Annotated in this window: 26 protein-coding genes; 13 read left to right on the forward strand and 13 right to left on the reverse strand. The window is 63.8% G+C overall.

Going from position 1 to position 21,588, the window contains the following annotated elements; genetic code table 11:
* Positions 1–291 precede the first annotated feature (291 nt).
* From FF100_RS03960 to FF100_RS03980, 5 genes are all read left to right on the forward strand, one after another.
* Positions 292–876 carry a GNAT family N-acetyltransferase gene (locus FF100_RS03960; RefSeq protein ID WP_139034222.1) on the forward strand — a complete coding sequence of 195 codons (585 nt, stop codon included), beginning with the start codon at positions 292–294 and terminating at the stop codon, positions 874–876.
* Position 877: 1 nt separating this feature from the next.
* On the forward strand, positions 878–1,759 hold the full coding sequence (locus tag FF100_RS03965; RefSeq protein WP_139034223.1) for a hypothetical protein: 882 nt from the start codon (positions 878–880) through the stop codon (positions 1,757–1,759).
* 8 nt (positions 1,760–1,767) lie between these two features.
* On the forward strand, positions 1,768–3,867 hold the full coding sequence (locus tag FF100_RS37545) for a hypothetical protein (protein WP_205824747.1): 2,100 nt from the start codon (positions 1,768–1,770) through the stop codon (positions 3,865–3,867).
* A gap of 1 nt (position 3,868) precedes the next feature.
* Positions 3,869–7,429, forward strand: coding sequence for a hypothetical protein (locus FF100_RS03975; RefSeq protein ID WP_139034224.1), 3,561 nt, complete (start codon positions 3,869–3,871; stop codon positions 7,427–7,429).
* A 103-nt stretch (positions 7,430–7,532) separates the two neighbouring features.
* Entirely contained in the window at positions 7,533–7,916 is a 384-nt protein-coding gene (locus FF100_RS03980; protein ID WP_139034225.1) for a hypothetical protein, read from the forward strand.
* A gap of 79 nt (positions 7,917–7,995) precedes the next feature.
* Here the strand turns inward: FF100_RS03980 and FF100_RS03985 are convergent, their stop codons facing one another.
* From FF100_RS03985 to FF100_RS04010, 7 genes are all read right to left on the reverse strand, one after another.
* On the reverse strand, positions 7,996–8,268 hold the full coding sequence (locus tag FF100_RS03985; protein ID WP_139034226.1) for a hypothetical protein: 273 nt from the start codon (positions 8,266–8,268) through the stop codon (positions 7,996–7,998).
* 2 nt (positions 8,269–8,270) lie between these two features.
* A complete protein-coding gene (locus FF100_RS03990) occupies positions 8,271–8,453 on the reverse strand; it encodes a hypothetical protein (RefSeq protein WP_139034227.1) in 183 nt (60 codons plus the stop codon).
* Positions 8,450–8,752, reverse strand: a complete 303-nt coding sequence (locus tag FF100_RS03995) for a hypothetical protein (protein ID WP_139034228.1) — start codon at positions 8,750–8,752, stop codon at positions 8,450–8,452. The genes FF100_RS03990 and FF100_RS03995 overlap by 4 nt, the downstream gene beginning before the upstream one ends.
* A 3-nt stretch (positions 8,753–8,755) precedes the next feature.
* Positions 8,756–9,931 carry a hypothetical protein gene (locus FF100_RS04000; RefSeq protein ID WP_139034229.1) on the reverse strand — a complete coding sequence of 392 codons (1,176 nt, stop codon included), beginning with the start codon at positions 9,929–9,931 and terminating at the stop codon, positions 8,756–8,758.
* A gap of 57 nt (positions 9,932–9,988) precedes the next feature.
* A complete protein-coding gene (locus FF100_RS36890; RefSeq protein WP_171070028.1) occupies positions 9,989–10,165 on the reverse strand; it encodes a hypothetical protein in 177 nt (58 codons plus the stop codon).
* Positions 10,166–10,289: 124 nt separating this feature from the next.
* Positions 10,290–11,090 carry a hypothetical protein gene (locus FF100_RS04005; RefSeq protein WP_139034230.1) on the reverse strand — a complete coding sequence of 267 codons (801 nt, stop codon included), beginning with the start codon at positions 11,088–11,090 and terminating at the stop codon, positions 10,290–10,292.
* Between the two features lie 70 nt (positions 11,091–11,160).
* A complete protein-coding gene (locus tag FF100_RS04010; protein ID WP_139034231.1) occupies positions 11,161–11,457 on the reverse strand; it encodes a hypothetical protein in 297 nt (98 codons plus the stop codon).
* On the opposite strand from FF100_RS04010, the gene FF100_RS04015 reads away from it, so the two are divergent.
* From FF100_RS04015 to FF100_RS04040, 6 genes are all read left to right on the forward strand, one after another.
* Complete coding sequence (locus tag FF100_RS04015) at positions 11,447–11,800, forward strand: helix-turn-helix domain-containing protein (protein ID WP_246101902.1); 354 nt, start codon at positions 11,447–11,449, stop codon at positions 11,798–11,800. The genes FF100_RS04010 and FF100_RS04015 overlap by 11 nt on opposite strands.
* 8 nt (positions 11,801–11,808) lie before the next feature.
* Positions 11,809–12,165 carry a hypothetical protein gene (locus FF100_RS04020; RefSeq protein WP_139034232.1) on the forward strand — a complete coding sequence of 119 codons (357 nt, stop codon included), beginning with the start codon at positions 11,809–11,811 and terminating at the stop codon, positions 12,163–12,165.
* A 29-nt stretch (positions 12,166–12,194) separates the two neighbouring features.
* On the forward strand, positions 12,195–12,710 hold the full coding sequence (locus tag FF100_RS04025) for a hypothetical protein (RefSeq protein ID WP_139034233.1): 516 nt from the start codon (positions 12,195–12,197) through the stop codon (positions 12,708–12,710).
* Positions 12,673–13,281, forward strand: coding sequence for a hypothetical protein (locus tag FF100_RS04030; protein WP_139034234.1), 609 nt, complete (start codon positions 12,673–12,675; stop codon positions 13,279–13,281). The genes FF100_RS04025 and FF100_RS04030 overlap by 38 nt, the downstream gene beginning before the upstream one ends.
* 806 nt (positions 13,282–14,087) lie before the next feature.
* Entirely contained in the window at positions 14,088–14,978 is an 891-nt protein-coding gene (locus tag FF100_RS04035; RefSeq protein WP_139034235.1) for a DUF6731 family protein, read from the forward strand.
* Positions 14,962–15,438 carry a hypothetical protein gene (locus tag FF100_RS04040; protein WP_139034236.1) on the forward strand — a complete coding sequence of 159 codons (477 nt, stop codon included), beginning with the start codon at positions 14,962–14,964 and terminating at the stop codon, positions 15,436–15,438. The genes FF100_RS04035 and FF100_RS04040 overlap by 17 nt, the downstream gene beginning before the upstream one ends.
* Positions 15,439–15,931: 493 nt before the next feature.
* On the opposite strand, the gene FF100_RS38290 is transcribed toward FF100_RS04040, so the two are convergent.
* Complete coding sequence (locus FF100_RS38290; RefSeq protein WP_281287251.1) at positions 15,932–16,066, reverse strand: hypothetical protein; 135 nt, start codon at positions 16,064–16,066, stop codon at positions 15,932–15,934.
* Between the two features lie 376 nt (positions 16,067–16,442).
* The gene (locus tag FF100_RS04045) at positions 16,443–16,652 is read right to left on the reverse strand and encodes a hypothetical protein (RefSeq protein ID WP_139034237.1); all 210 of its coding nucleotides are present in this window, start codon (positions 16,650–16,652) and stop codon (positions 16,443–16,445) included.
* A gap of 894 nt (positions 16,653–17,546) precedes the next feature.
* Here FF100_RS04045 and FF100_RS36895 point away from each other — a divergent pair.
* The gene (locus FF100_RS36895) at positions 17,547–18,356 is read left to right on the forward strand and encodes a hypothetical protein (protein WP_171070029.1); all 810 of its coding nucleotides are present in this window, start codon (positions 17,547–17,549) and stop codon (positions 18,354–18,356) included.
* Positions 18,292–18,474: a hypothetical protein gene (locus tag FF100_RS38295; protein ID WP_281287253.1), complete on the forward strand. Its 183-nt coding sequence runs from the start codon at positions 18,292–18,294 to the stop codon at positions 18,472–18,474. The genes FF100_RS36895 and FF100_RS38295 overlap by 65 nt, the downstream gene beginning before the upstream one ends.
* Here FF100_RS38295 and FF100_RS04060 read toward each other — a convergent pair.
* The 4 genes from FF100_RS04060 to FF100_RS04075 all read right to left on the reverse strand — a co-directional run bounded on the left by FF100_RS04060 (position 18,471) and on the right by FF100_RS04075 (position 21,141).
* On the reverse strand, positions 18,471–18,713 hold the full coding sequence (locus tag FF100_RS04060; protein ID WP_139034240.1) for a hypothetical protein: 243 nt from the start codon (positions 18,711–18,713) through the stop codon (positions 18,471–18,473). The genes FF100_RS38295 and FF100_RS04060 overlap by 4 nt on opposite strands.
* A gap of 30 nt (positions 18,714–18,743) precedes the next feature.
* Entirely contained in the window at positions 18,744–18,986 is a 243-nt protein-coding gene (locus tag FF100_RS04065) for a hypothetical protein (RefSeq protein WP_139034241.1), read from the reverse strand.
* Positions 18,983–19,483: a DUF5681 domain-containing protein gene (locus tag FF100_RS04070; RefSeq protein ID WP_342778982.1), complete on the reverse strand. Its 501-nt coding sequence runs from the start codon at positions 19,481–19,483 to the stop codon at positions 18,983–18,985. Before FF100_RS04070 ends, FF100_RS04065 begins: the two co-directional genes overlap by 4 nt.
* An 80-nt stretch (positions 19,484–19,563) precedes the next feature.
* On the reverse strand, positions 19,564–21,141 hold the full coding sequence (locus FF100_RS04075; protein WP_139034243.1) for a hypothetical protein: 1,578 nt from the start codon (positions 21,139–21,141) through the stop codon (positions 19,564–19,566).
* Between the last annotated feature and the right edge of the window lie 447 nt (positions 21,142–21,588).

Raw genomic sequence — 21,588 nt, forward strand, 5'->3', positions numbered from 1 at the left:
TGACAAGTTAATTTTAGCCATTCACTTAAAGCGCAAGACAATATGGCCAGTTCATGCGTTAATCTCCTGAGAATTTCAGGAGGTTCGCGTGGCTCGTTGCAGGCTCCCGGCCCATATCTACATCCGTGTTGATCGAGATCTGCGCACTGCCTTGAACGAAAGCGCGCAGGCGTCTGGCGAGAACGTATCTGCCTTTGCTCGGCGCGCTCTTCGCGCGGCGCTATCCTCGCCTTCCGATCCTGACGGTCCCTCTCCCGCTGGCCCGGCCGCTGCAATGAGGAGGGCGGCTTGATGGTCAACATGCTGGTGGCCGAACTCGTCACACCGCAGGGCGCGACCGCACACGAGGTGGTCGCCTCGCGCGTCGCGCAGAACCCGGACAACGGCGCGCCTCCCGGCCTTCTGCGCTTCAGCCTCGACGATCCGTTTCCGGTCGTTGCGGGATTGATCCAGCAGCACACCGGGCGGTGGCTGGGGCCGCAAGCGACTTGGCTGCGGCTCTTCAGGATCGATCGCCCCGCGGGGCTCCTCGTGGCCCTGCACACGCCGACCCCTGCCGGGGAAGTTGATCTCGTTGTTGCTAGCGATCCCGGGGTGGTCTGCCGCTCGGCGCTGCGGGCGATCTGCGGGTGGGTATTCGGCGACGTTGGCGCGACGCGGCTCGTAGTTCGCATCCCGGCCGGCGCCTCGTGGCTGTCTGACTATGCTCGCCGCGCTGGCTTCGCGCATGAGGGCCGGAGCCGCGACTTCTTCGGCATCGGCGCTGACGCCGAGATCTGGGCGATGACGCGGCATTCCTGCCGCTGGCTGCCGCGCCCTCCACTGGCGATCCCGACAGTAGACACCTCTCCGCCCTCCAGCATCGCGAGGCATTGACGTGAGTATCCTAGACGCGATCACTGGCGGGGCTTACGAGCGCGCCGCCCGCAACAATCAGTTCGCTATTCAATCCGGGCTAAATCTTGGCGCTGACGCCCTGACGAACGCCTATGGGAACGCGCAAGGCTATCTCGGCGTCAACACGACCGGCGCCGGCCAGAACTCCCTGACGGCGCTTCAAGACAGCTATGGCACTTCCCGAACCGACCTGATGAACGGGTCTAATCAGGCACAAGCCTATCTCGGAAAGCTCGGCGATCAGTACGCGCACATGGTCCAGGGCGGTCAGAACGCCTTTGATCGGTACTTGGATGCCACGGGCGCCAACGGCCAAGCCGGATCGCAGGCGGCGGCTGCGGCTTTCCAGGCCAGCCCCGGCTATCAGTATGCGATGGATCAGGCTCTCGGGGCTGTGCAGCGCTCTGCTGCGGCTCGAGGCGGCTTGGCCGGCGGCAACGCGACGGCGGACATCCTGAACACCGCCAACGGTCTCGCGAGCCAGAGCTGGCAATCATACGTCAACAACCTTGGCAATGCCGCGCAATCCTATAATACCGGGCTCGCCGGTCAGGGCCAAGGATACGCCGCGCAGGCAAACGCCTCTCAAGGGCTCGGGACGCAACTCGCCTCACTCGGGCAGACCTTCGGCCAGAACCAGGCCGGGATCTACGGCACCGCGGCCCAGCAACAAGCTCAGTTCGGTCAGAACGTGGCGGGCCTACAAGGCAACGCAGCCAACGCCCTAGTCAAAAACAACGGCACTCTTGCTCAAGGGCAGACCCAGACGAGCAATAACTTCTTGGGCGCACTCCTCGGTGGGGCGTCGAGCGTCTTCGGCGCAGCTGGCAAGGCCGGCGGCTTCAGCAACTTGTTCAAGTGAGGTCGTGAATGAGCTTCGCCGAATACTATCGCGGGTTCGCCGGCCTTGGTCAGGCATACGAGGATGGCCTTGAGCAGAACCGTATTCGTGCGGCATCGAGCCGCGTCGGTCAGCAGCTTGGCGCGGGCGACTATAGCGGCGCGGCTTCGACGGCGTTTGATGCTGGCGACACGCAAACCGGCCTCGGGCTGCTGAAGCTCGGCGAGACGCACCGGCAAAACCTCCTATCTCAGCAGGCCAGCCAGGCGTTCGCGAACGGCCTCGGGGCGCTCTACGGCGGCGGGGGCGATGGCGGGCAGCTTAGCCCGCTTGGCAGCCCGCAGGGCTCCCCTGGCGCTGGCAAGCTGCCGACCTTCGCTGGCGGCGGTGCCGGCGCCATGGCGATGCCGAGCGGCACCGGCGGCGAGACTGAGAAGAAGTTCGTCGGCGCGCTCAAGGGCGGTGGCCTGACGAACCCACACGGGCTCGCCGCTGTGGCGGCTTACGCCTCGAGAGAGTCGGGTTTCAAGGGCTCGAACATCACCGGCTCGTGGTCGGATCCGAGCGAAAGCGGCGCGCCCGGCCAGTCGGGCGGCATCTTGTCGTGGCGCGGCGATCGGTTGACGAACATGCGGCGGTTCACGGCCGGCGCGCCGGATCCTGTCGTGGCACAGGCAGCATTCACGCTGGCCGAAAACCCGAGGCTGACGCAGGCGCTTCAGAACGCGGGCAGTGCCGAGGAGGCCAACGCCCTGATGGCCGGCGCTTGGAAGTTCGCGGGCTACAACCGGCCTGGAGGCGAGAACCAGGCCCGCCTCAACACAACGCGGGCATACCTCGCCCGGCTGAACGGCGGCGGTTTCGGCGATGCGGCGCCGGCTCAGACCCAAGTCGCGGCTGCCGGCGCCCCGATCGTGTCTGACACCAACCCCGCACGCCCGCCGATGCGGTTGCCGGTGATGGCTGGTGGCTCGCCCGATCCTCGCGCCGACATGCCGGCTGAGGGCGGCGCGGAGGCTCAATTCTACATCCCGGGCACCGACCCGGCTCCCCGCGGCATCCCGCAGGGTGCTCCGGCCCAGATCGGCAACGTGTCCACGGCTGCCATCGCCTCGTCGCCGCCGAGCCAGAGTATCGGCTTCCTGATCCGAGCGGCGGCCTCGCCGAACCTGCCGGACGGCCAGCGCCAGATTGCGCAGCTTCTCCTCAAGAACAAGCTGGACGAGACCAGCATGCCGGCGGAGGTGAAGGAGTACAATCTTGCTCGCGCCCAAGGATTTGTCGGCACGCTGCTCGACTACAAACGCGAGCTGAAGCGCCCTGGTGGCCCGACACTGCTTAGCCCCGGGCAGACGGTCTATGACGAGGCTACGAACAGCGCCAAGTTCACGGCGCCGGAGCGCAACCGCTCGAACATCGCGGACGACGTGAGCGCCCGTTCGGAGGCGGCACAGGGGCTTGGCCTCACGCCCGGGTCGCCGGCCTATCAGAGCTATGTGCTGACCGGGAAGATGCCCCGGGAGGATCAGCAGCCCTATACTGCGTCGGACAAGAAGGCGATCCTTGAGGCTGACGAGGGGGTTGCCTCGGCGCAGACGGTCATTGGCAACCTTCAACAGGCGAAAGATCTCTCTGCTAAGGCTTACGAGGGTCCAGCCGCGTATTATCGCGGCAAGGGCATGTCGGTTCTTGGCAGCGAGGCCGGACAAGCAACGCTCGAACTCGACAATCTCGTTACCTCGAACGCACTGGCACAGCTTAAGAGCATCTTCGGTGCGGCCCCGACTGAGGGTGAGCGCAAGATCCTCTTGGACATTCAGGGCTCGTCCAGCATGCCGCACGCCCTGCGGGTCAAGATCTATGATCGCGCTATCGCTGCGGCCGAGCGGCGACTTGAGATGAAGCAGCAGCAGGCGACCGAGATGCGGGACCGGACGTACTTCCAGCCTGGCAACGGGCCGGCGGCATCGCGCTCGGGCAGTGCTCCCGCGGCTCCGCAGGCAGCCCGCGGGCAGGGTGCCCCGCAGCGGGGCGCTCAGGTCTCCCCGGGGGATCGGTTCAATCAGCTCGTCGGCTCCGGGATGAGCCGAGAGCAGGCGTTCGAGCGCATGACGACCGAGGGGTACTAGGATGGCGGGCGGTATCGCATTCGACGCGGAAGCCTTCGCGGCGTTCAAGGCGGCGCGGGGCGGTGGGGGATCTCTCGCGCCTGCTCCCGCCAGTGCTCCGCCCTCCTCGCCGGCCGGCGGGTTCGATCCTGCCGAGTTCGAGGCGTTCAAGGCGCGGCGCGGCAGCGGCTCGGGCACGCCCGGGGCGCTTAACATCCGCGTGGGTGCGAGGCCTGACCCCGCCTCGTTCGATGATCGGTTCGGCGCCGGGCCGATGGCGCGCCAGGGCGCCGCGCCGCGGGCCGTCGGCGGTGGCGATGCTCCGTCGATCGGCAACGACCAGGCGTCGGCGGATGCCCTGTATGCGGGACTGCAGCAGCGTGCCGACGAACGGCTGATAGGCCCTGCCTCGGCCGGCAACGCCGCGGCTGCGGGCCTGCGCGAGTTCGCCAACACAGCCTTGCTCAACCTGCCCCGGAACGCAGCGGCGGCCATCGCCAGCGCCCCGGAATGGCTCGGCGGCAACGGTGCATCGTTCGGCTCGAACTACCAGCTCGCGCGCGATCAGGACGACGCCCTTGCGCGCCAGAACCCGAAATCAGCCCTCGCGGGGACGATTGGCGGTATCGGGGCGGGCGCGGTGGTCCTGCCGGCGTGGGGCGGGGCATCCGGTATCTGGGGCAGGGCTGGTCAGGCGGCGGCCACGGGTGCGGGATACGGCGCGGCAAGCGAGTATCTCGACGGCAAAGACCTTGAGCGGGCTGGGTACGCGGGTGCCGCCGGCTTCGCGCTCGGTGGCGCTGGCAGTGTCGCGATCGAAAAGGCGGCCCCGGTCGTTCTCCGGCTGGCCGAACGCGGCATTCAGGTGTTCCGGCCGGCGGCCCCGGGTGCTCTTCCCACGCTCACGGCAGAGGCCGCGGCGGCGCTCCGAGAAGTCGGCGTTGATCCCGCCTCGCTCCCGGCTGACGCACAGGCGCAGCTTGCGCAGGCGTTCGCGGCCAAGGGCGTGTCCGTGCCGGTGGCGCGCGAGGCTATCGCGGCGGAGCAGGGCATTACGCTATCCCGGGGACAGGCCACTCAGGATCCGCAGGCCGCCGCGCTGGAAGCCGGCGCCCTGGCAGGCAGCCGCGGCGCTCGCGCGCAGGGCATCGCCACCGAGTTCGATCAGCAGCAGGCAGCCCAGATCGCAGCGGCCCGGGATCGACTGCAGGGTGTGGCCGCGCGGGGCGTCGAGCGGATCGACAACCCTCAAGCCGCGTTCGAAGCGGTCGCCGATCGCGCCCGACTGGCCGGTGATGAGACTGCGCAGCGGATCGCAGCGGCCCGACAAGCCGAACAGGAGGCCCTAGGAGCCGTGTCGGGCCCCGCGGGTGCCGACGCCTTGTTCGGGGCGCAATCGGCCGTGGCAGGCGTGCGTGAGGCGGCGGAGCAGGCCCGCGGCCGGTATCGCGAGGCTTACGGCGACGTGGCGGCGATCCCGGGCACCTTCGCCCCGGGCGCTCTGTCCGATGTCGGCGCGTCGGTGCGGCGCTCGCTTGGTCCCGAAGTGCCGATTGACCCGGTCCTGACGCCGGCCGCGGCGCGGGCGCTGCAGGATCTCGACAACCTGCCGGCGGTGCTCGGGCTCGGGCCGGATCGGGGGCCAAACCTTCGCGAAGTCGAGCAGATCCGCAAGCGGCTCGTGTCGTACTACGGAGGCACGGCTCAGAACCCGACAGATCGTCGGGCGATGGGCGCGGTGATGAACGCGTTCGATCAGCGCGTAGAGGACTTGATGGCGGTCGGGCGGTTCGGGCAGCAGCCTGCATCCCGTGCCGGCAACTTCCTGGATCAGCCGCCCGCTCCCCCGACGCCTCGGGCGGGCAACTTCCTTGACATGGCGGATGCACAGCAGGGGCAGGGCACGCCCGAGACCCTGACGCGCTATCTCGCCCGGACCGGCGGCATCGCTCTTGATGACGAGGCACGGGCGGCCGACCTGAACCGCCTGTATGTGCCAGGGCAAGGCACGCTGGCCCGCCGCACTGGCCGAACGGCTGATGATCTCCGGGTGGCGCTGCAAGAGGAAGGCTTCTTCCCCCCGGATGCCCTCGGCGGGATCTCGGCCCGTGACGTGCAGGACCGGATCATTGAAGCGATCCAACGGGAGCAGCGCGGGCAACCGCTCTACCGCGCGCAGGACGAGGCAGCCGCGGCGGCCCGGAGCGCGGCTCGAGGCTCGGACGAGGCGGCCGATTACGCCGCCCGGCTGGATCGGGAAACCAGGCGCACGGCCATCGCCCTTGAAGCCGAAGGGCTGTCGGCCCGGGACCTTGACCCCGCCACCCTGCGCGACGCGGCAGAGATGGTACTGCGCCGAGAGGTCGATGACGCCGGCACAGCCTATGAGCGGGCCGCTCGGGAACGTGCGGGGCTTGCCGGCGACGGGGCACCGCGGGGCGATGTCATCCCGGATGCGCCCTTCCCGGGTCTGGGCGAGGCGGTCGGCCCTGCGGCCTCGGATGCACTGCCGATCGGCGACACGGCGCCGGCAGAGGCGATGCGGAAGGCTCGCGGTCTCTTCCGCGACTACAAGGAGGCGTTCTCGCCCCGTGGCCCTGGCGATGTGGCAGGCCAGCGGCTCCGCCAGATCGTGGAGCGGGATGCGTCTCCGTCCGACATGGTGACGGCCCTGTTCGGGACGACGACGGGCAAGGTCTCGGCGGGTCAGATGCAGACCCTTGCGAGGGTGCGGGGAGCCGTCGGCGCCGATAGCGAGACGTGGAAGACGGTCCAGCAGGCCTTGATTGCGCGATACCTCGGCGGGGAAAGCCAGGGCCTCGCGGGGCGCCTGGATTACCTCCTGCGGGGCGAGGGGCGCGCCCTGGCAACCGGGTTCCTGACTGAGGAGCAGCGCGCGGGCCTCGGGCGGCTGCGGAGCGCCATCAACCAGACCGAGCGGGTACAGGCGGAGGCGCCCGCGTGGGTCTCGAACCTCGAACGGTCGGGCTTCGATCCAAACGCCATCGCGGCAAGCCTGTTCGGCTCGGGCGTGCCGGGCTCGCGGGTCGGCGCTGCGGCGGAGGCGAAGGCCGCCAAGGCGTTCTTGGGCGAGGGGTCGCAGGAATGGGCGATGCTCCGACAGGCTGCCGTGCAACGGGTGGTCGATACCTCGGCGCCGGCCGCGAAGATCGTTGAGCGGCTACGGGCCTTCACGGAAGGGCCGGGCTCGGGCCTCGCCAGGGAGCTATTTGGCGCCGAGGAGCTTTCGCACTTCCGGCGGCTTGAGGTGGCGCTGCGGGCGACGATCCGGCCGGATGGAGGAGTGCGGCCCGGATCTGAGCGGGCCGCAGCCGCGGTGGCGAAGGCCGTCGATCTGATCGCGGGCGCTGTGGCGTTCAAGGTCGGCGGGCCGGGGGCGGGTCTCGCGGCCTACGGCGCCAAGGTCGGGCAACGGGCGCTGGTCGGCGGCGTCGGGGCCTCGAAAACCCGGACTTCGTTCCAGGGCGGCGCGCCGCGAGTGCCACAGGCCGCCCCGGTGCTGGATCTCCGCCAGATCGGCCCGGGTTCGGGGCTGGCGGCGGAATACGGCTTGGCCGATTAGGTTCGATTGGGCTGGCGCTGCGATCGAGGCAGCGCCACCTTAGCGGTATGGCCGGACAACGCCGAGTTGAGCGGTCGAGCCCGCCGCGAGAGACGATCCTTCAATGGCCGCAATGACCGCTATCGGAATGGCGATGCCGATTGCTGCGGCCTCGATCGTCAGCGTCGGCCTGTTTGCATGGATGTGGCGTGGATATCAGCATGATCGTGCCCGCGGTAGGGCGCCGTGGTATCTAGAAATATCACTACTGATTATCCCTACAATATATGGCTCATTTGTATATTTTTTAAGAAACACGTCGCCAACAACATATTTTAGCATATTCGGCGCGGCTATGATCGCGCATATTTTATGTTTTGCTGTCCTGTTTATATTATCAAGGGTGGTCTGGATTGAGCGCGACAAGCCAATCCGAGAGAGGATTTTGCCCACTGCCATTCTGATTGGTCTTATTACGTTGATCCTCTCCGGTGCTTTCACGGGCTGAAACGCCGAACGCCTCCGCGCGGCCCTGGCGGGCGTCGGGGAGGCATTGGAGGCAACGCAACAGGGGTGAGGATCAGGCGTCAGGGCCGGCGGTCGAAGATGGCCCGGACCTTCGCAACCTCGGGCGGCTCCTCGCACCGTAGCAGCTCGGCGGCCTCGGCGTGGCATTCAAGCCAGCGCTCCGCGAAGTAGAGCAGGCGGCCCCCGGCGTTGTCATAGCCGACGCGGGACACCCTGAGGCTGGCGCGCTCCATCCGCCGGAACAGGTAGCGGATCCGCAGGCACAGCCACAGGAACCGAGCGGTTTGGCGAGCGGATAGGCGCGGTTCGGGAGCAGGGATCGCGGTCGGCATGATCAGCACCCGACGAGCCAGAGGACGACGAGGGCGGCGGCGGTGACGATGTTGCCGCGTCCGGCTTCGTGGCCCGCCCTGGCGAGCACCTGGCGGCGGATGGCGCGCAGCCGCATGAGGCCGAAGGCGACGCCGCGGGGCTGGCCGAGGGCGAGGGACAGGCGGGCGGTGGTGGCGAGCTTCATCGGCGGGTCTCCGGGGTGGTGGTTTCGAGATCGAGATCTGATCCGCGCAGCCAGATCACCTGCGAGGCGTGGCCTTCGGGGGCGCCAAGGGACGGCTCGTCGTCTCCGCCGTCCTCGGTGTCCGGGTTGCCGTCGGCACGATCCAGGATGCCGATGAGGCGGTTCGCGGTCTCAAGGGCGGCCTCAATGGCCCGCTCGATGTGATCGCGGATCTCGGGGTCCAGGGCAGTACCGGCGGTCGCCGGGGTGGCGCCGGCAGCGCTGTGCTGCCGAGCCGGGAAGGTGAGGACGTTAGACACGGGTCAGGCTCCCCACGCCTGAGAAATCTCGCGCATCATGTCGGCGTCGCGGATGCGGCCTTCGCAGTCGATCTCATGCTGAAGGCGCAGGCTCAGGATGTAATCGCGCTCTCTGTCGTTCTGCGGACTACGGCTCGTGATTTCGTCAACGATCCGATCACCGACCAGGGCAGCGCGGGCCTCCTCGAACTCTGCAAGCTTGCCTGCCATCGTCATGTGGATGCAGCCGCGCTGATCTCTCGAGGCGATGCTGTAGGGCCGCGCTCCGATGCCGTCCCAGAGATGCTGAGCCGCCCGGTACGCCTCGTGGAGGTTCACAAGCTGCAGGACGGTGAGCGGCCTCAGGTCGACCTTCGCGGCCGAGGCCCCAGCCCCGTCGCCCCCGTCGCGCAGATCCTGCGCCTCCGCGAAGACCTGATCGGAGCGGAACATGAGCGCATGCAATGCGTCGATCCGCAGTTCGCGGGTGAGCCGGGTTTCCAACTCGGCGCTGGCTGCCCCGTCGAGGTCGTTGCACACTGCATTGAACTGGCGGGTGCGCTCGGATTGGGCGACATGGTGCAGGCGCATCGCCATGAAGGACAGCCATTCGGCCGCGGGCTTCGCGCGAACCGTGCCGGCTGCGTCAGCGTAGGTCACGAGGCCGGTCGTGCGGTCGTAGGCGTCGAAGCGGGCGGATGGGGATGGCGGGGCGGTCTCAGCCTCGACGGGCTTGGGCTCGGCCTCCTGCGCCGGCTCCGGTGCGTGCTCGCGGAACCGGAGATTGCGGTAGGCGATGGACAGCGGGTCGTTGCGGGTGCCGGCATAGCCTCGGACGAGAAAGCCGTTCTCACGCTCGATGACGGCTGCGGCGTAGGAGCCCCGGTCGGCATCGGAGATCAGCGGGGCGTGCAGCAGGGCGCGGAACGCCTCTTCCTCGGCCGCGCGCAGGGCGACTAGATCGGCACCGCCCTCGTTCATGTTCTCCAGGCACCGGGCATAGGCGAGGTTGTGCGCCGTGATGAGGTCGGTCAGGGGTTTGGACGGTCGGCTACCGCCTTTGAGCTGGGGCCACTGAGCCCGCTTCGGGGGCTTCCCGATGACCTTCGCGGCGGAGCCCTTCAGGGCATGATAGCGCTCGCGCAGGGACGGGCGGGGCGCATCGGGATTGCGGCGGGGGAGCTTCAGAGACAGCGGCATGATAGCGCTCCAATGCTGTAATGCTGTGATGCTTCAGTGCTGGTGGAGGAGTGAACGTCAGAGGTGCGTGGCGAGGCCGATCAGGTGCATTCCGCCGCCGATCAGGATCACGGCGGCCAGCAGGTCGCCGGAGGCCGCCAGGAAGCGCGCGGCGCGCACGTGGGGCGTGTCCGGCCGGGTGGCGAAGGCGCCGTCGTTGGCGTCCCATTCCTCGCCCTCGTGGGGCTCATCCACGCCCGGAGGCGGGGCGGGCTCGCGGCGCTGGAAGGCCCGCGAAGGGAAGTAGGATCGGGCCTCGGGCGACTGAGGGACGACGGGCGGGATGGGGCGGCGGGGAGCGGAGGCCATAGCTCGAGCCTCACGCCTGGATCTGCGCGCGGGCGATCATCACGGCGAACCGCTCGAACAGCCACGCCCCGAACGCCTGCTTGTCGAAGTCCTGCGCCACCGTGGCGAGGTAGACGGAGAGGGTGCGAACCTCCTCGGCGCCGGCCGGGGTGAGGGCGAGCAGGGCGTTGAGGGCGGCAACCTCCTCCTCGGCTGCGCGATCGGCGATGGCGAGCAGTAGGGGTTCGTCAGGAGCGCTGTCCTCCTCTGCCTTCACGTAATCAGCCACGGCCTGATTGACGGCGAGGTTGGCGGAGCGGTGTGCCTCGATCGCGGCGACGAGCGGGCTCGGGCCACGCGGCGCCGGCAGGGCGATCACGGCCGGGGGCGAGGCCTCGGGGACGAACATCACGAGTTCGGCGAGCCGGGCCTTAAGCTGCGCGCCGAGATGGCAGCCGCCAAGCCCGGCCGTCAGCAGGTTGTCCCGCTCCTCGGCGACGTACCACCGAAGATGGGCGATCAGGGCGTGGGCGCCGGCCCGGGTGCCGCAGGCGGTGCCAAGGAGGCTCTGCGCGGCCTCGTATTCGGCTTCCTCGGCCTCGGATGCCTCGTCGTCGGGAGCGATCTGGAAGGCGGCCCAGGTGCGGCGGTGAGCCCGGATAGCCGACAGGATCGGATCGGCGACCGCCACGGGCGCCGGCAGGGCCAGGATGGGGGCGGCAGCGACGGGGGCCGCCTTCGCCACCGGAGCGGCGAGGAGGGCAGCAGCGCCGGCCACGATGGCGCAGCGGGACTGCAGGACGGTCATGAGGGCGAGCGTCATCGAGACCATGAGCGGTGCTCCTGATTGGAAGTCGTCGGGTTGTGGTGGGTGCGTGGTCCGGGGTGCCGCCCCGGGCGGATCAGTGCGCCTTGGCGGCGCGGGCGGCCTTGGCGAGGCTCCAGGTGGCCTTGAGGGTGACGGACAGGGCCTCGCCCCAGGTCGAGCCCGTGCGGGCCTGGTGGACGCGGGCGGCGGCGGTGGCGGCGGCCATGATGGCGGCGCGGTCGAACTCGCCACCGACGACGAGGTGGCGGCGCTTGGCGGAGGTGGCGGCGATCAGGCCGCGGGCGGCGAGGAGGCCAGCGGGGCGCTTGGCGCGATCGGCGGCGACGGCGTGCATCGCAGCGGTCCAGTCGATCTGTCGGATGGCGGCCATCGGCTTGCCCCTGGCGTTTCGTCTGAAATCAGCTATAATGACTGAGAATAGGCAAGGCAAGCTTTTTTGCATGAATTCAGTCGAAAAGTTGATTTCGGGTCCGCAGTGCCGGGCGGCTCGTGCCCTCCTCGATTGGAGTAGGGAAGATCTGGCAGAGGCCAGCAAGGTGTCTCGCGCCGCTATTGCCGACTTTGAGGCAGGTAAGAGGCAGGTAAGGGAGCGCACCGTTGATGATATAAGGGAGGCGTTTGAGAAGGCTGGCCTTGAGTTCATCCCCGAGAACGGCGGCGGTGCCGGTATCCGCTTCCGCAACCGAGCAGACGGGACGCGCGAGGAGCACTAGGAGGCGCTATGACCGAACGTGTGGAGAAATGCGCCTTCGAGACTTATCAGGCGTTCCTAAAAGATAAATACCGCCCTCCGAGCAAGGGAGGAAATACAAAGGCTTGGCATCAGCATGTCATCAAGGTGGGTGATGAAAATTACTCATTTCTTGCTCTAGGCGCAGCCAAGTGGGCCTATGCTGGTGATTTGATATCTTTCGAATGGGAGTGGGATCAATCCCAGAAGTATCGAAATATTACCACTGAAACATTCAGAGCTTGGAATAAGAAGGGCGAAAGCGTCGTGCGAGGGAACCGCGGATCTAAGCCGTGGCGCACAGCTGACACTCGACTTCCAGCGTCACGCCGCGAACAGCGCGATTAATGGCCGAAATAGCACAGATGTGAGGCGGCATGACCCCCTGTGAATTTCTTGAGGAAGTTGCCCATCCAAACATGGTGCAGGCCTTAGAAGAACCTGACAGTAAGTTGCGTATAATAAACGCTATAATGAGCCTGGATGCTCTTGCTGGTATTATCTACACTTATGGTTCGTCAATTAAAGATCCAGCCATTTCCGCGTTCAAGAGTGATACTAAATTTAGAGACAATCTCGCTGAAATCTCGCACAGCTTCAAGGTGCTTCGCGACACTGCTTTTTCCATCAAGCATGGCGAGCTTACCCATGATAAGCCTCGGTTGGTTCGTTCCGTGGGATCTATTCAGGAGCGAATAAACGGTTTTGGGCTATTTAGGCTTGGCGATGAAATTGGTGGAAGCGTCGTTGTGATCGAATACGATCCCGGTCCGGGTTATATGCGCGCCAGTTCAGCCGTTGCCGACACTTACCGGATGCTCCGACGAATTGTGGAGGGCGGCCCAGCCGAGACAGATGAGCACGATGATCGCCCCGGGGAAGTCGATGAGTGAACTCCACCGCACCGCCATCCACGAAGCCGGACATGGCGTCATCGGCCGGGCCGTCACCATGGCGTGCGGTGGCGCCACCATCGTCGCGGACGACGAGTCGGCCGGGTACTCGATCACCGCCGACCCCTACGCCGTCCTGGCCGCCTGGGAGACCCGCGAGAAGTGGCGGCCACCCTCGTCTGTCTGGGTCGGCCGGATCCTCGCCTACATGGCCGGTGCGGAGGCCGAGGAGGTGATCCTGGGCGACTGCCAGGGCGGGGACGGCGACGATCGGCGCTGGATCACGGGCATGCTGTACGAGATCGCCCCCGAGGACGAGCACGAAGCCCGGGAAACCCGCCTGCGCCGAGCCGCCCGCCAGCTCGTGCGCCGGCACCGCTCCGACATCGAGGCGATCGCCAGGATGCTGATGGAGCGCGGCACCCTGACCGGCGAGGAGATCGACGCGGCCTTGCCGCCCGGGTTCATGGCCCGGCCGGTGACCTTGGAAACCGCTTTGGCGACCGACGTTGAGGACTGCGGCAGCCTTGCTGAGGCGGTGGGGCGGCTTTCCGGACCGGGCGCGCAATGAGTATTCAGCTGTAGGCGTCAGGGTGATAGCACAGTGAATTCGCCGCCGCGGCTTGCGCGGCGGCTTCATAGCATTCTCGCGATGGGAGCGGCCCTTTTCTCGCGCTGCCTCCAGGCGGCGCACCCCCTCGTAGAGGTCATTCTCAGCGCGCCGGACATGCACAAATTGATCGACCAACATTGAGGCTGTCATCTGGAGAGCGGCCCGCCTAATGTCGTTAATTGCATCTTTCAGGGCGAAGGTACCATCTGCTTCCCAGCGCGCCCAATCATCCTCGGTACCGACTGCCTCAGGCTTGTAACGTTCGTTGACCTCTAACGGGTCGAGCATGCCCTGAAAGTCGAAGGCGGATACTCCGTGTGTAGCCGCGCTACGGTAGGCCTCCATAGCCTCGAGGCAGTCGACCATTTGCCCCGCGATGTAGTGAGGGGCCCCGGCTCCCCGAGAGACACGCATCAGGTTCGCGGTGAGCGCTCGCAGATGCAAGCCGAGTTCATCCAACGCCTTTCGCCGAGCGATCTCACCCTCGGACTGCTCGCTCACCAGCTTCATGGCTCACCTGTCGCCCGTCAGCCTGATCCGCCCACGTAGACACAGCTGCGACTCCCTCTCACGAGAGGACATCTTGCCGGTCGCATCGTCAAGGTGATCAACGTGCCGGAGCTGTTCCAGCCGTTTGGCTCCCGCAGACGCGATATCTAAGTCACACCTATACGATTTCCATCCTGCGGCACTCGCTTCAGTTGCAAGCGCAGCGCAATAGGTGGTCTACCTGGCGGTAGAAAGTGTGCTGGAGAGAATTTATAATGGACGCGAGCATTGCTGGTCGATTTTACAGGCTATCTGAAGCCCCACAGGGCTCTCTAGACTTTGATGCACTGCTACTTGAGCAGATGCAAAGACAAAACCCCGGAGATCGAGAGCGTGATCTTGGTGGCGGCGTCATAATGCGCATTGAAAGATGCGCAGTCGAAAACGGTATCTTGATTGGCGATTTTTGTCGTAAACAAACTATAAATATACCACCACAGGCTGGGCCGGCAGGATTGACTCCTATCCAGCTTGATCTTGGAATGGGCATCGGTCACGTTGCAGCTTTCGCCTATCATTCGCCAACTCGATGCCTTTTTCTGCAGAGAAATCTTCAGAGTGCGACGCCCAATAGGATCGGCCTGTATCTAAGATCGTTGTCGGGCCAAGCCCTTTTTACTTTTTCACCCGTCTTGAGAGAAGACGCCTGGATGCGACTTCACGGACGGGGAATTAGAGTGCTTACGGTAAAATTTGCATCGCCAGAAAATCTTTCGGCATTGGATGACGAGGGCATAGCCGCGGCCAAGGGAGCAAGATTGATGGCGGAGGCCTACAATGGCATGGAAATCACGTTCACTATTTCGGCGGGCCGAAAGAAAAATTCGATACTCAACGCGCAGGCCGTCGCCGGAACGTTGAGAAGTCTGATTGGATCCAGCGCTGATATTGATAATTTGTCGATTAAGACCTCTATCGAAGAAGGTAGTGAGCCAATCGACATGCTTGGCGATCAGCTGAAATATGCTGAAGAAATTAATATACCAGAAGGCAATCCAGATCAGCATTATGAAGTAAGAAAAAGATGGATTGTCAATAAATTTCGTGCTAACGAGGACTATCTCCGCAGATTTTATGCGAGAGGCGAAAATGGCGACGCTCGTTAGCAGGGTTGAAGTGGCATGGGATCGTTATTATCCCATCCTATGTGGATTGAGTAGCTCGATCGCATTTCTTGCGCTCGGGCGACAAGGCATGCAGTATATGGTTGATAATCAGTGGGAAATTGCGAATATTTATGGCGACGCATTCAACTTCTTTGGTGTCTTAACGGCTTTTTTGTTTACATTCTATACTTTTGTTGTCACAGCGGACCGCGGATTTATTGGAAAAATGAAGGGCACCTATCCTTATAGGTGCCTGATATCATACACTTTGCGTGCTCTTTTTTTAGCTGGGTTGGTAACTGTCGCGTCAATTTTTCTTCATGTCGCAAAACCTGCGCCTGTCCATTTTGGACCTTCTTTTTACTGGCTCGCGGCATGGGTTGGCTCGGTCGTTTGGGCTGCCGTCTCATTCATCAGGGCCGCGCATCTTTTTTCCGTATTTGCAAATCTGCATACCTAGTATAATGCAATGTCATACAAAACACAGATATTCTATTCCTCATCTCTATCTGATGAAGGACACAATGCAGCGCCCTGCGCGCGGGAGCTAGTTCGTCGTAGTATTTAGGCACAGGTCCCACGGTCAGCGATGTTGTAGTGAACGCAGAAAGGCCGGCATAAAGCGACGCGATCCAGGTTGCCCCCGCTTTACAGCGGTACGCGCGATGGATCAGCCCATCCAGCTCGTAGGACCCCAGAACCGCGGCGCCTGAGCGGGAGCCTTCGACTTGGCTCTTTCCCTCTTGCGGATAGCCTCTGCAGCGCGCTCGCCCTCACTCCAGCTCATCACGACCGCATCGCCTTTGCCGGGAGAGCGCCCAAGCACCTTCCTGAGATCGTCCTTGCTCTCGATCTCAATGCCGCGAGCAGTCGGCTTCCATGTCGGGGCGCAGAGATAAGCCCGCAGTTCGGGATTGGGCGGGAGCGCGATCGGCGAGGTGCCGTCTTGTCGATCAACCCAGCCGCGCCCCTTCATGCACCAAGTGCGCCATGGCTTGGCCGTGGGTAAGCCCCGAGGCAATTACCTCCTGGCCGCGATAGATCGTGTAGGTGCCGTCCTCGGTCCCGACGATGCGGATCTCAGGCATGGAGCGCTCCTCTGAGAAGCGGCTGCACGGACGCGACTGGGCTTACGATACTCCCGTCAGAACGAAAGGGCGAGAAGGATCACCGCCGATGGGTGGGTGCCCGCTCGACGAACGGCCACACTCTCCCACGGAAAGGCAGCAGCTATTGGCGCTTATGGCACTATCGGCACGGCGAGCCGGTATGACGGGAGATGCTGCAAGGCTCTCAGGCTTGGCGGGAACCGCGCATCTACCGGCACTAATGGCGCTATTGGCCGGTAGGGAGCTATCGGCAGGGGAGGGCAGTTGGGTTGCCTTGGAGCCCCTGCACTCACCGGCCTCCCTTCGCATCCATGGCAAGGGCGGGCGAGTCCCCTGGGGCTCGCCCTCGAAACAGTCATCGCAGTGTTGGTGACTCGCCAGGCTTCAGGTGACGATCCTCCCCGTCAGGACCGCCTTGCGACACATGGGAGTTCAGCCGCTCAAGGTGCTCGAAGACGTGCTCGAAGGCTCGCGTGACCGCCTCCTCGAATGAGCCATCACCCTTGCCCTGTGCGGCCCTAAGGGCGCTGAGGAGTTGCTGATGCTTCTCGGTATCGCTCGACATGGCATGCCTCCTGCCGATCGGGACATCGGCATGCATTGCAAGCGTTGCGATCCAGCTTGGTTCCGGGATTTACCGCGAGGCTGCTGAGAAACAGGCCGCGAGTTGAATAGAGGCCCATATTACGACCTTCGTAGCTTTCAATCATAAATTGGAGATGACGAGAGCATGAATACGAGACTCATGAACAGGGTTAAGCCGCGCTCATAGCTTCTTGCTTCCCTTGTCATCTCGTCAAGAAAGAGGGCGGCCCCAAAGCTGAAGGCGACGACAACGAGAACCCAGAGTAGGGCGCGGAACATATGAACCTCGAACGGCGGCCTTGCCCGATAAGGGCACTTGCGCGGTAGCACACCGCGAAAGTCGTGGGGAGCGCTGTCCGCCGAAAGGCGTTTGGTGTAGGCTCGAAGAGATATCCTACACTTAGGAGCCGCCGTTGAGCCGCGGGCTGGGGATCAGGCAACGGGCGTTCCTGTCGGCCTTGGCTCGCCTTGATGAGGGCGGGGTGCCACGCTGGCATACACCGGCGGAGGTGCTGGCCGTTACGGGGCCGCCGCCGCTCGGCCGCGCCGAGAGGGCGGAACGGCACTTCGACCGGGCACAGATCGCCCACCTTCGGGAGCTTGCCGCAGCTGGGTATCAGTTCGCCGTCGGGGGCATCGCCGTGCGGGAGGCACAGATTGCGGACCGGGAGCGACGGTGGCGGTGGGCGGCTCCTCGGGCGCCGAACACGGCCAGGGCATCCCGCAGGGCCGGGGAGGCGGCCAATCCGTCTCGGGTTCTAGCCCTCATAGCTAAGCGTGGGCTCTTCGAGCGGAAGGCGCCTTGCCGGCCAAGATTGCGGGTGCGGCGGCTTGATTGAAGATTAAGTTTTTCAACCCGGAAGGGACACCGACCATGCCGAAACAGGAACAGTCGGCGGCCAAGACATCGAGGAAGCGGCCCGCGAAGCCAAAGTGCTCCGATGAGGAAACCGCTCGAATGTTGGCGGCTGATGCCAGGGGCGCAGCGTGGCACGTTCCGGTGTCTGCCTCCCTTGAAGTCGGGCCGGAGGGCGGGACAGATCTTGGGTTACCGCATGATGATCCGCGGGGCTGGCTGGTTCGCCTCGCCGATGCGATGGGCAGCCGGTCCGACGAATTCGCGGTGGCGCAGCTGAGCAAGCTCACCGTCATGATCGCCAAGGACAATTCGACGCCGCAGCTCGCCCTCAACGCGATGCTCGCTGGTGTTGGTGCCGTCCGGCCCGAGAACGAGATAGAGGGCCAACTGGCCGTCCAAATGGCTGCGACGCATCACCTTGCCATGCGCTGCCTATCGCAGGCTGCGACCACTGATAACCCCGCCCGGATGGAGGCAGCTGGGACGCTCGCCACGAAGATGCTGCGCACCTACACGACGCAGATTGAGGCCTTGGCAAAGCTCCGCCGCGGTGGCGCCCAGACGGTCAGGGTCGAGCACGTTCACGTCTACCAGGGCGGCCAAGCCATCGTCGGCAACGTCACTGCCCCGAACCCCGGGGGCCTCCTCGAAAAGGGACATCAACCTCATGCACTCACTGGACCGGCAACCCACGCCCTTCCGCCTGGCGCCGAGGTGCTGTGCTCGGACCCGGCAGGGGGTGGAGTGCCAATCGCCGGCGGTGTCGGGCAAGCGTCGGTGCCGAATGCACGGCGGCGCGAGAGGAAGCGGCGCACCGCAGGGTGAGGCCAACGGCCGGTACCGGGATGGCCTACGGACCAAGGAGGCGGTGGCCCTGAGGGCGGAGGTTCGGCGGCTGCAATCGAGCGCTCGCGATCTGCTCGGGGCGCTGAGCGGCGTCTAGTGACGCTGTAGGTGATCCGCTGCCCACTCGGCTTCGGTCGGCGAACGTGGTTCCACGATGTACAGGATGCCTCGGTGTAGGCTCGCCCGGCCGTCGGCCGTCCACCTGCGCCAGTCCCGCAGGGCGGCGACGCCCTCCTCGTCGCCCATGGGTCGATCGGCAAGGATCGCCCGCGGCGCCTCGACGACGTGAATAGCCTCGACGCGCTCAAGGCGACGGCGAAGGTCTGCAAGGCTCATGTGGGTGTCTCCGTCGTGGCGATGCGGTGTTCAGTGGCGGACCGTGCCGGTGGCTCCGGTGTCTTCCTCAATCAGGCTGGCAAGGCAGGCGTCGCCGGTCGCGCGAAGGTGCCGGACGGCGGCGGGCAGGCTCCCGTGTTCTCGGACAAGGACGGGGTAGGCCCGGCGGATGATGCGCCACAGCTGCGTGTCGCTCATCTGCTCCATGGCGCCGCTCATGCCCTGCTGGCGTTCGATCTGGTCGAGGCGGCGGTGTATGGCGGTGAGGCTCATCGGTCGTCGGCTCCGTCCAGGCGGTTAAGGCGTTCGGTCAGCTCGTGCGTCTCGATCGCCTTCAGGTGGGCGTCGACAGCGCGGCCGATGTCGGCAGCCTCGGCAGGCGTGATCTCGCCGGAAGCCACGGCCTTCAGCAGGGCAGAGGTTGCCCTCGGAATGTCGCCTGCGGTCTCGATGTCCGGCAGGTCGAATTGCACATGACGGTCCTTCCGAACCGGGACCAGTCGTTCCATGCACAGGCGGATCGCAACGGTGTCGCCGAGCAGGGCCAGTTCCACGGCCTTGCGGGTGATCTTCTCCGCCTCGCCCTCAAGCAGCTCCTGCATGGCAATGGTCGTGCGATTACGGGTGCCCTTGGCCTTACCGGCAGGGTTCCCGCTCTGCCCTTTTGGGAATGTGCCTGGCTTAGCCACATCAGATCTCCAGCTTGTGCAGGCGGAATGCAGGGTACAATGGGGTCTATCAAACGAATGATAGCAGGTGCCGTATGTCACTCATTTTTGTAGACCTAACCGCGATGTCTCGCCACCTTAAAGTTATCAGAAACCCGATATCGGTGCATGCATACTGAATTTCATCTGCCGATCAGAATGTAGTCAACTCGGACACTTGAACCCACAGCAGCGCCCGGACATGCCACCCGGAAGGACCCAGCCTTAGCATCCCAAGTGCCGGACTGAGAGCCACAAGGGTGAGGGTTCACTGCCATGTCTCCGTTACTCACTATCATGGTTGGTGTTTGGCTAGGCAAAAAAGGGTTTGAGGGAAGCGTGATGTCCAATTCACCATTTGCACTTCCTGATCGCACCGACCCAACTGCTGAGCCAGACATTTGAATTTTACCATCTGAAAGCAGCGACGCTCCGATCGAGGTGTAGTAAGACTCCCATCGACATGTTGCGCAAGATTTCGGATTTACAATAAGTTGGCTCCCTCCGGTATTGTTCCACTGGCCAAATAAATTTTTACTGTCAAATATATAATTGTTATGTCCCTCGTCTACGATGAAGGCATTAATCACGTTACCGTAGTCAGAAATAAAATTACCTTCAATTCGTCCGTGCGAGCTGCCGATGACAGAAACAATGCTCGATACATTAGCATTGCCACCAAACTGAAAACTGTTCCCGCGAATGATGAACCGCTGTGATTGCGCTACACGAATGAAGGGGATAGCCGGCGGCGCCTGAATAGTGAGTTCCACGTTCGCTTTGGTAGCTGTCGTGGGGTTGCTCAAAGTTGCCGTCATGGCGTAGCCGTCGAGATCCGTGATAGTGGTCCCCGGGGGGATGCCGAGGCCCGAGATTGGGCTATCAACTTGCATCAGTGGGGTTATGGTCGAGAGCCGCACCACATTGCTACCAGCTGTCACCATCGCATTTGGTTTGACTACAGGCTGGTAGCTGATTGAAACCGCCTGAGCCGTGGCATTTGCTGGCTTGCTCAGCGTCAAAGTCGTGCCTGAGACCGCCGTGATACGGTTTCCAGCAGGGAGAATACCGAAAGGGCTGCCCACATACATCCCGACCGAGGGAGTGTCACCAGTGCGGCTAGATAGTGCATTGCTGCCGGCCGTTGTGTTGCCGCCGCCAATGAGAAAGGATGAAGCAGGATATGTCAGATTATTTTCGATAAAAACTTCTGCGGAAACATTCATATCGAACAGCTGACGGCCAATCTTTCCGATCTGGCTGTTTTTTACGAAATATTGTGGCGTTGGATAGATGCCGCCATTCGCATATTCTGTTCTGAATATTGTTTGACAGCTGTCAGCATTAAGTCCATCAAAGCTTATCCCCTCGATATCCCCTCTTCCATCCTTCTCGCCGCCCGTGGTTGACACTACACAAGTTCGCCAGCCATTGATGTAGCCACCACGCCAGTTGAAGCCGACAGCGCGTGCTCCTCCTAGGTAAAGACCTGTGCCGGTCGCCGAGTTCTCTCCTGAGATGATGCCACCTAAGGACACGTTGTCGAAATTAGAAAGCGAGCATCCTTCGCAGTAAATCCCGTCATGCCAATACTCCTTAGACGCGAAGCTCCCCGCAAGAACTGTAACATCCCGCATCACCATCCCAGCCGTGCCAGTGTTCTGACTTATTTTGATGGCGGTGCCGCCCACATTCTGCGCCTTGAATTGGACATGCTGCATCGAGAACTTGGCGCCATAGGATGCTGGGCAGGCCGTGCCCGGCGTACCGTGGTGCCAGCCATCTTGTCCGTGGACGGTCTGCCGCAGTGTTGTCGCCGTGGTGCCTTGAGCACCAAGTATATTTACCGGAACGCATCCAGTCTTGACGGGCCGAGTTAGACGGATAGTGCCAGGCGGCAGCCGTACGGTTTGCTGGTATGTTGCATAATCAATAGATGTATTAATAATCGCTTGTAGTGCAACCTCATCGATCTCGTTAGATAAGTCAGTAACTGGATTATTACCGGCACTGTCTTTGGCGTAATCAAAGTGTGCCTGCCACTGAGAGCCTGTTTGACTGATTGAGCCAGTCGCGCGTTGTCGTTGGCAGGAGGAGCCGATGTGGACGCAGGCGGATCGCGATCTCTACAAGGACGACGGCCGTCGCTATCCGAGTGACCTGACGGA

Origin of the sequence: Methylobacterium terricola (assembly GCF_006151805.1) — a bacterium.
Taxonomy (GTDB): Bacteria; Pseudomonadota; Alphaproteobacteria; order Rhizobiales; family Beijerinckiaceae; genus Methylobacterium; species Methylobacterium terricola.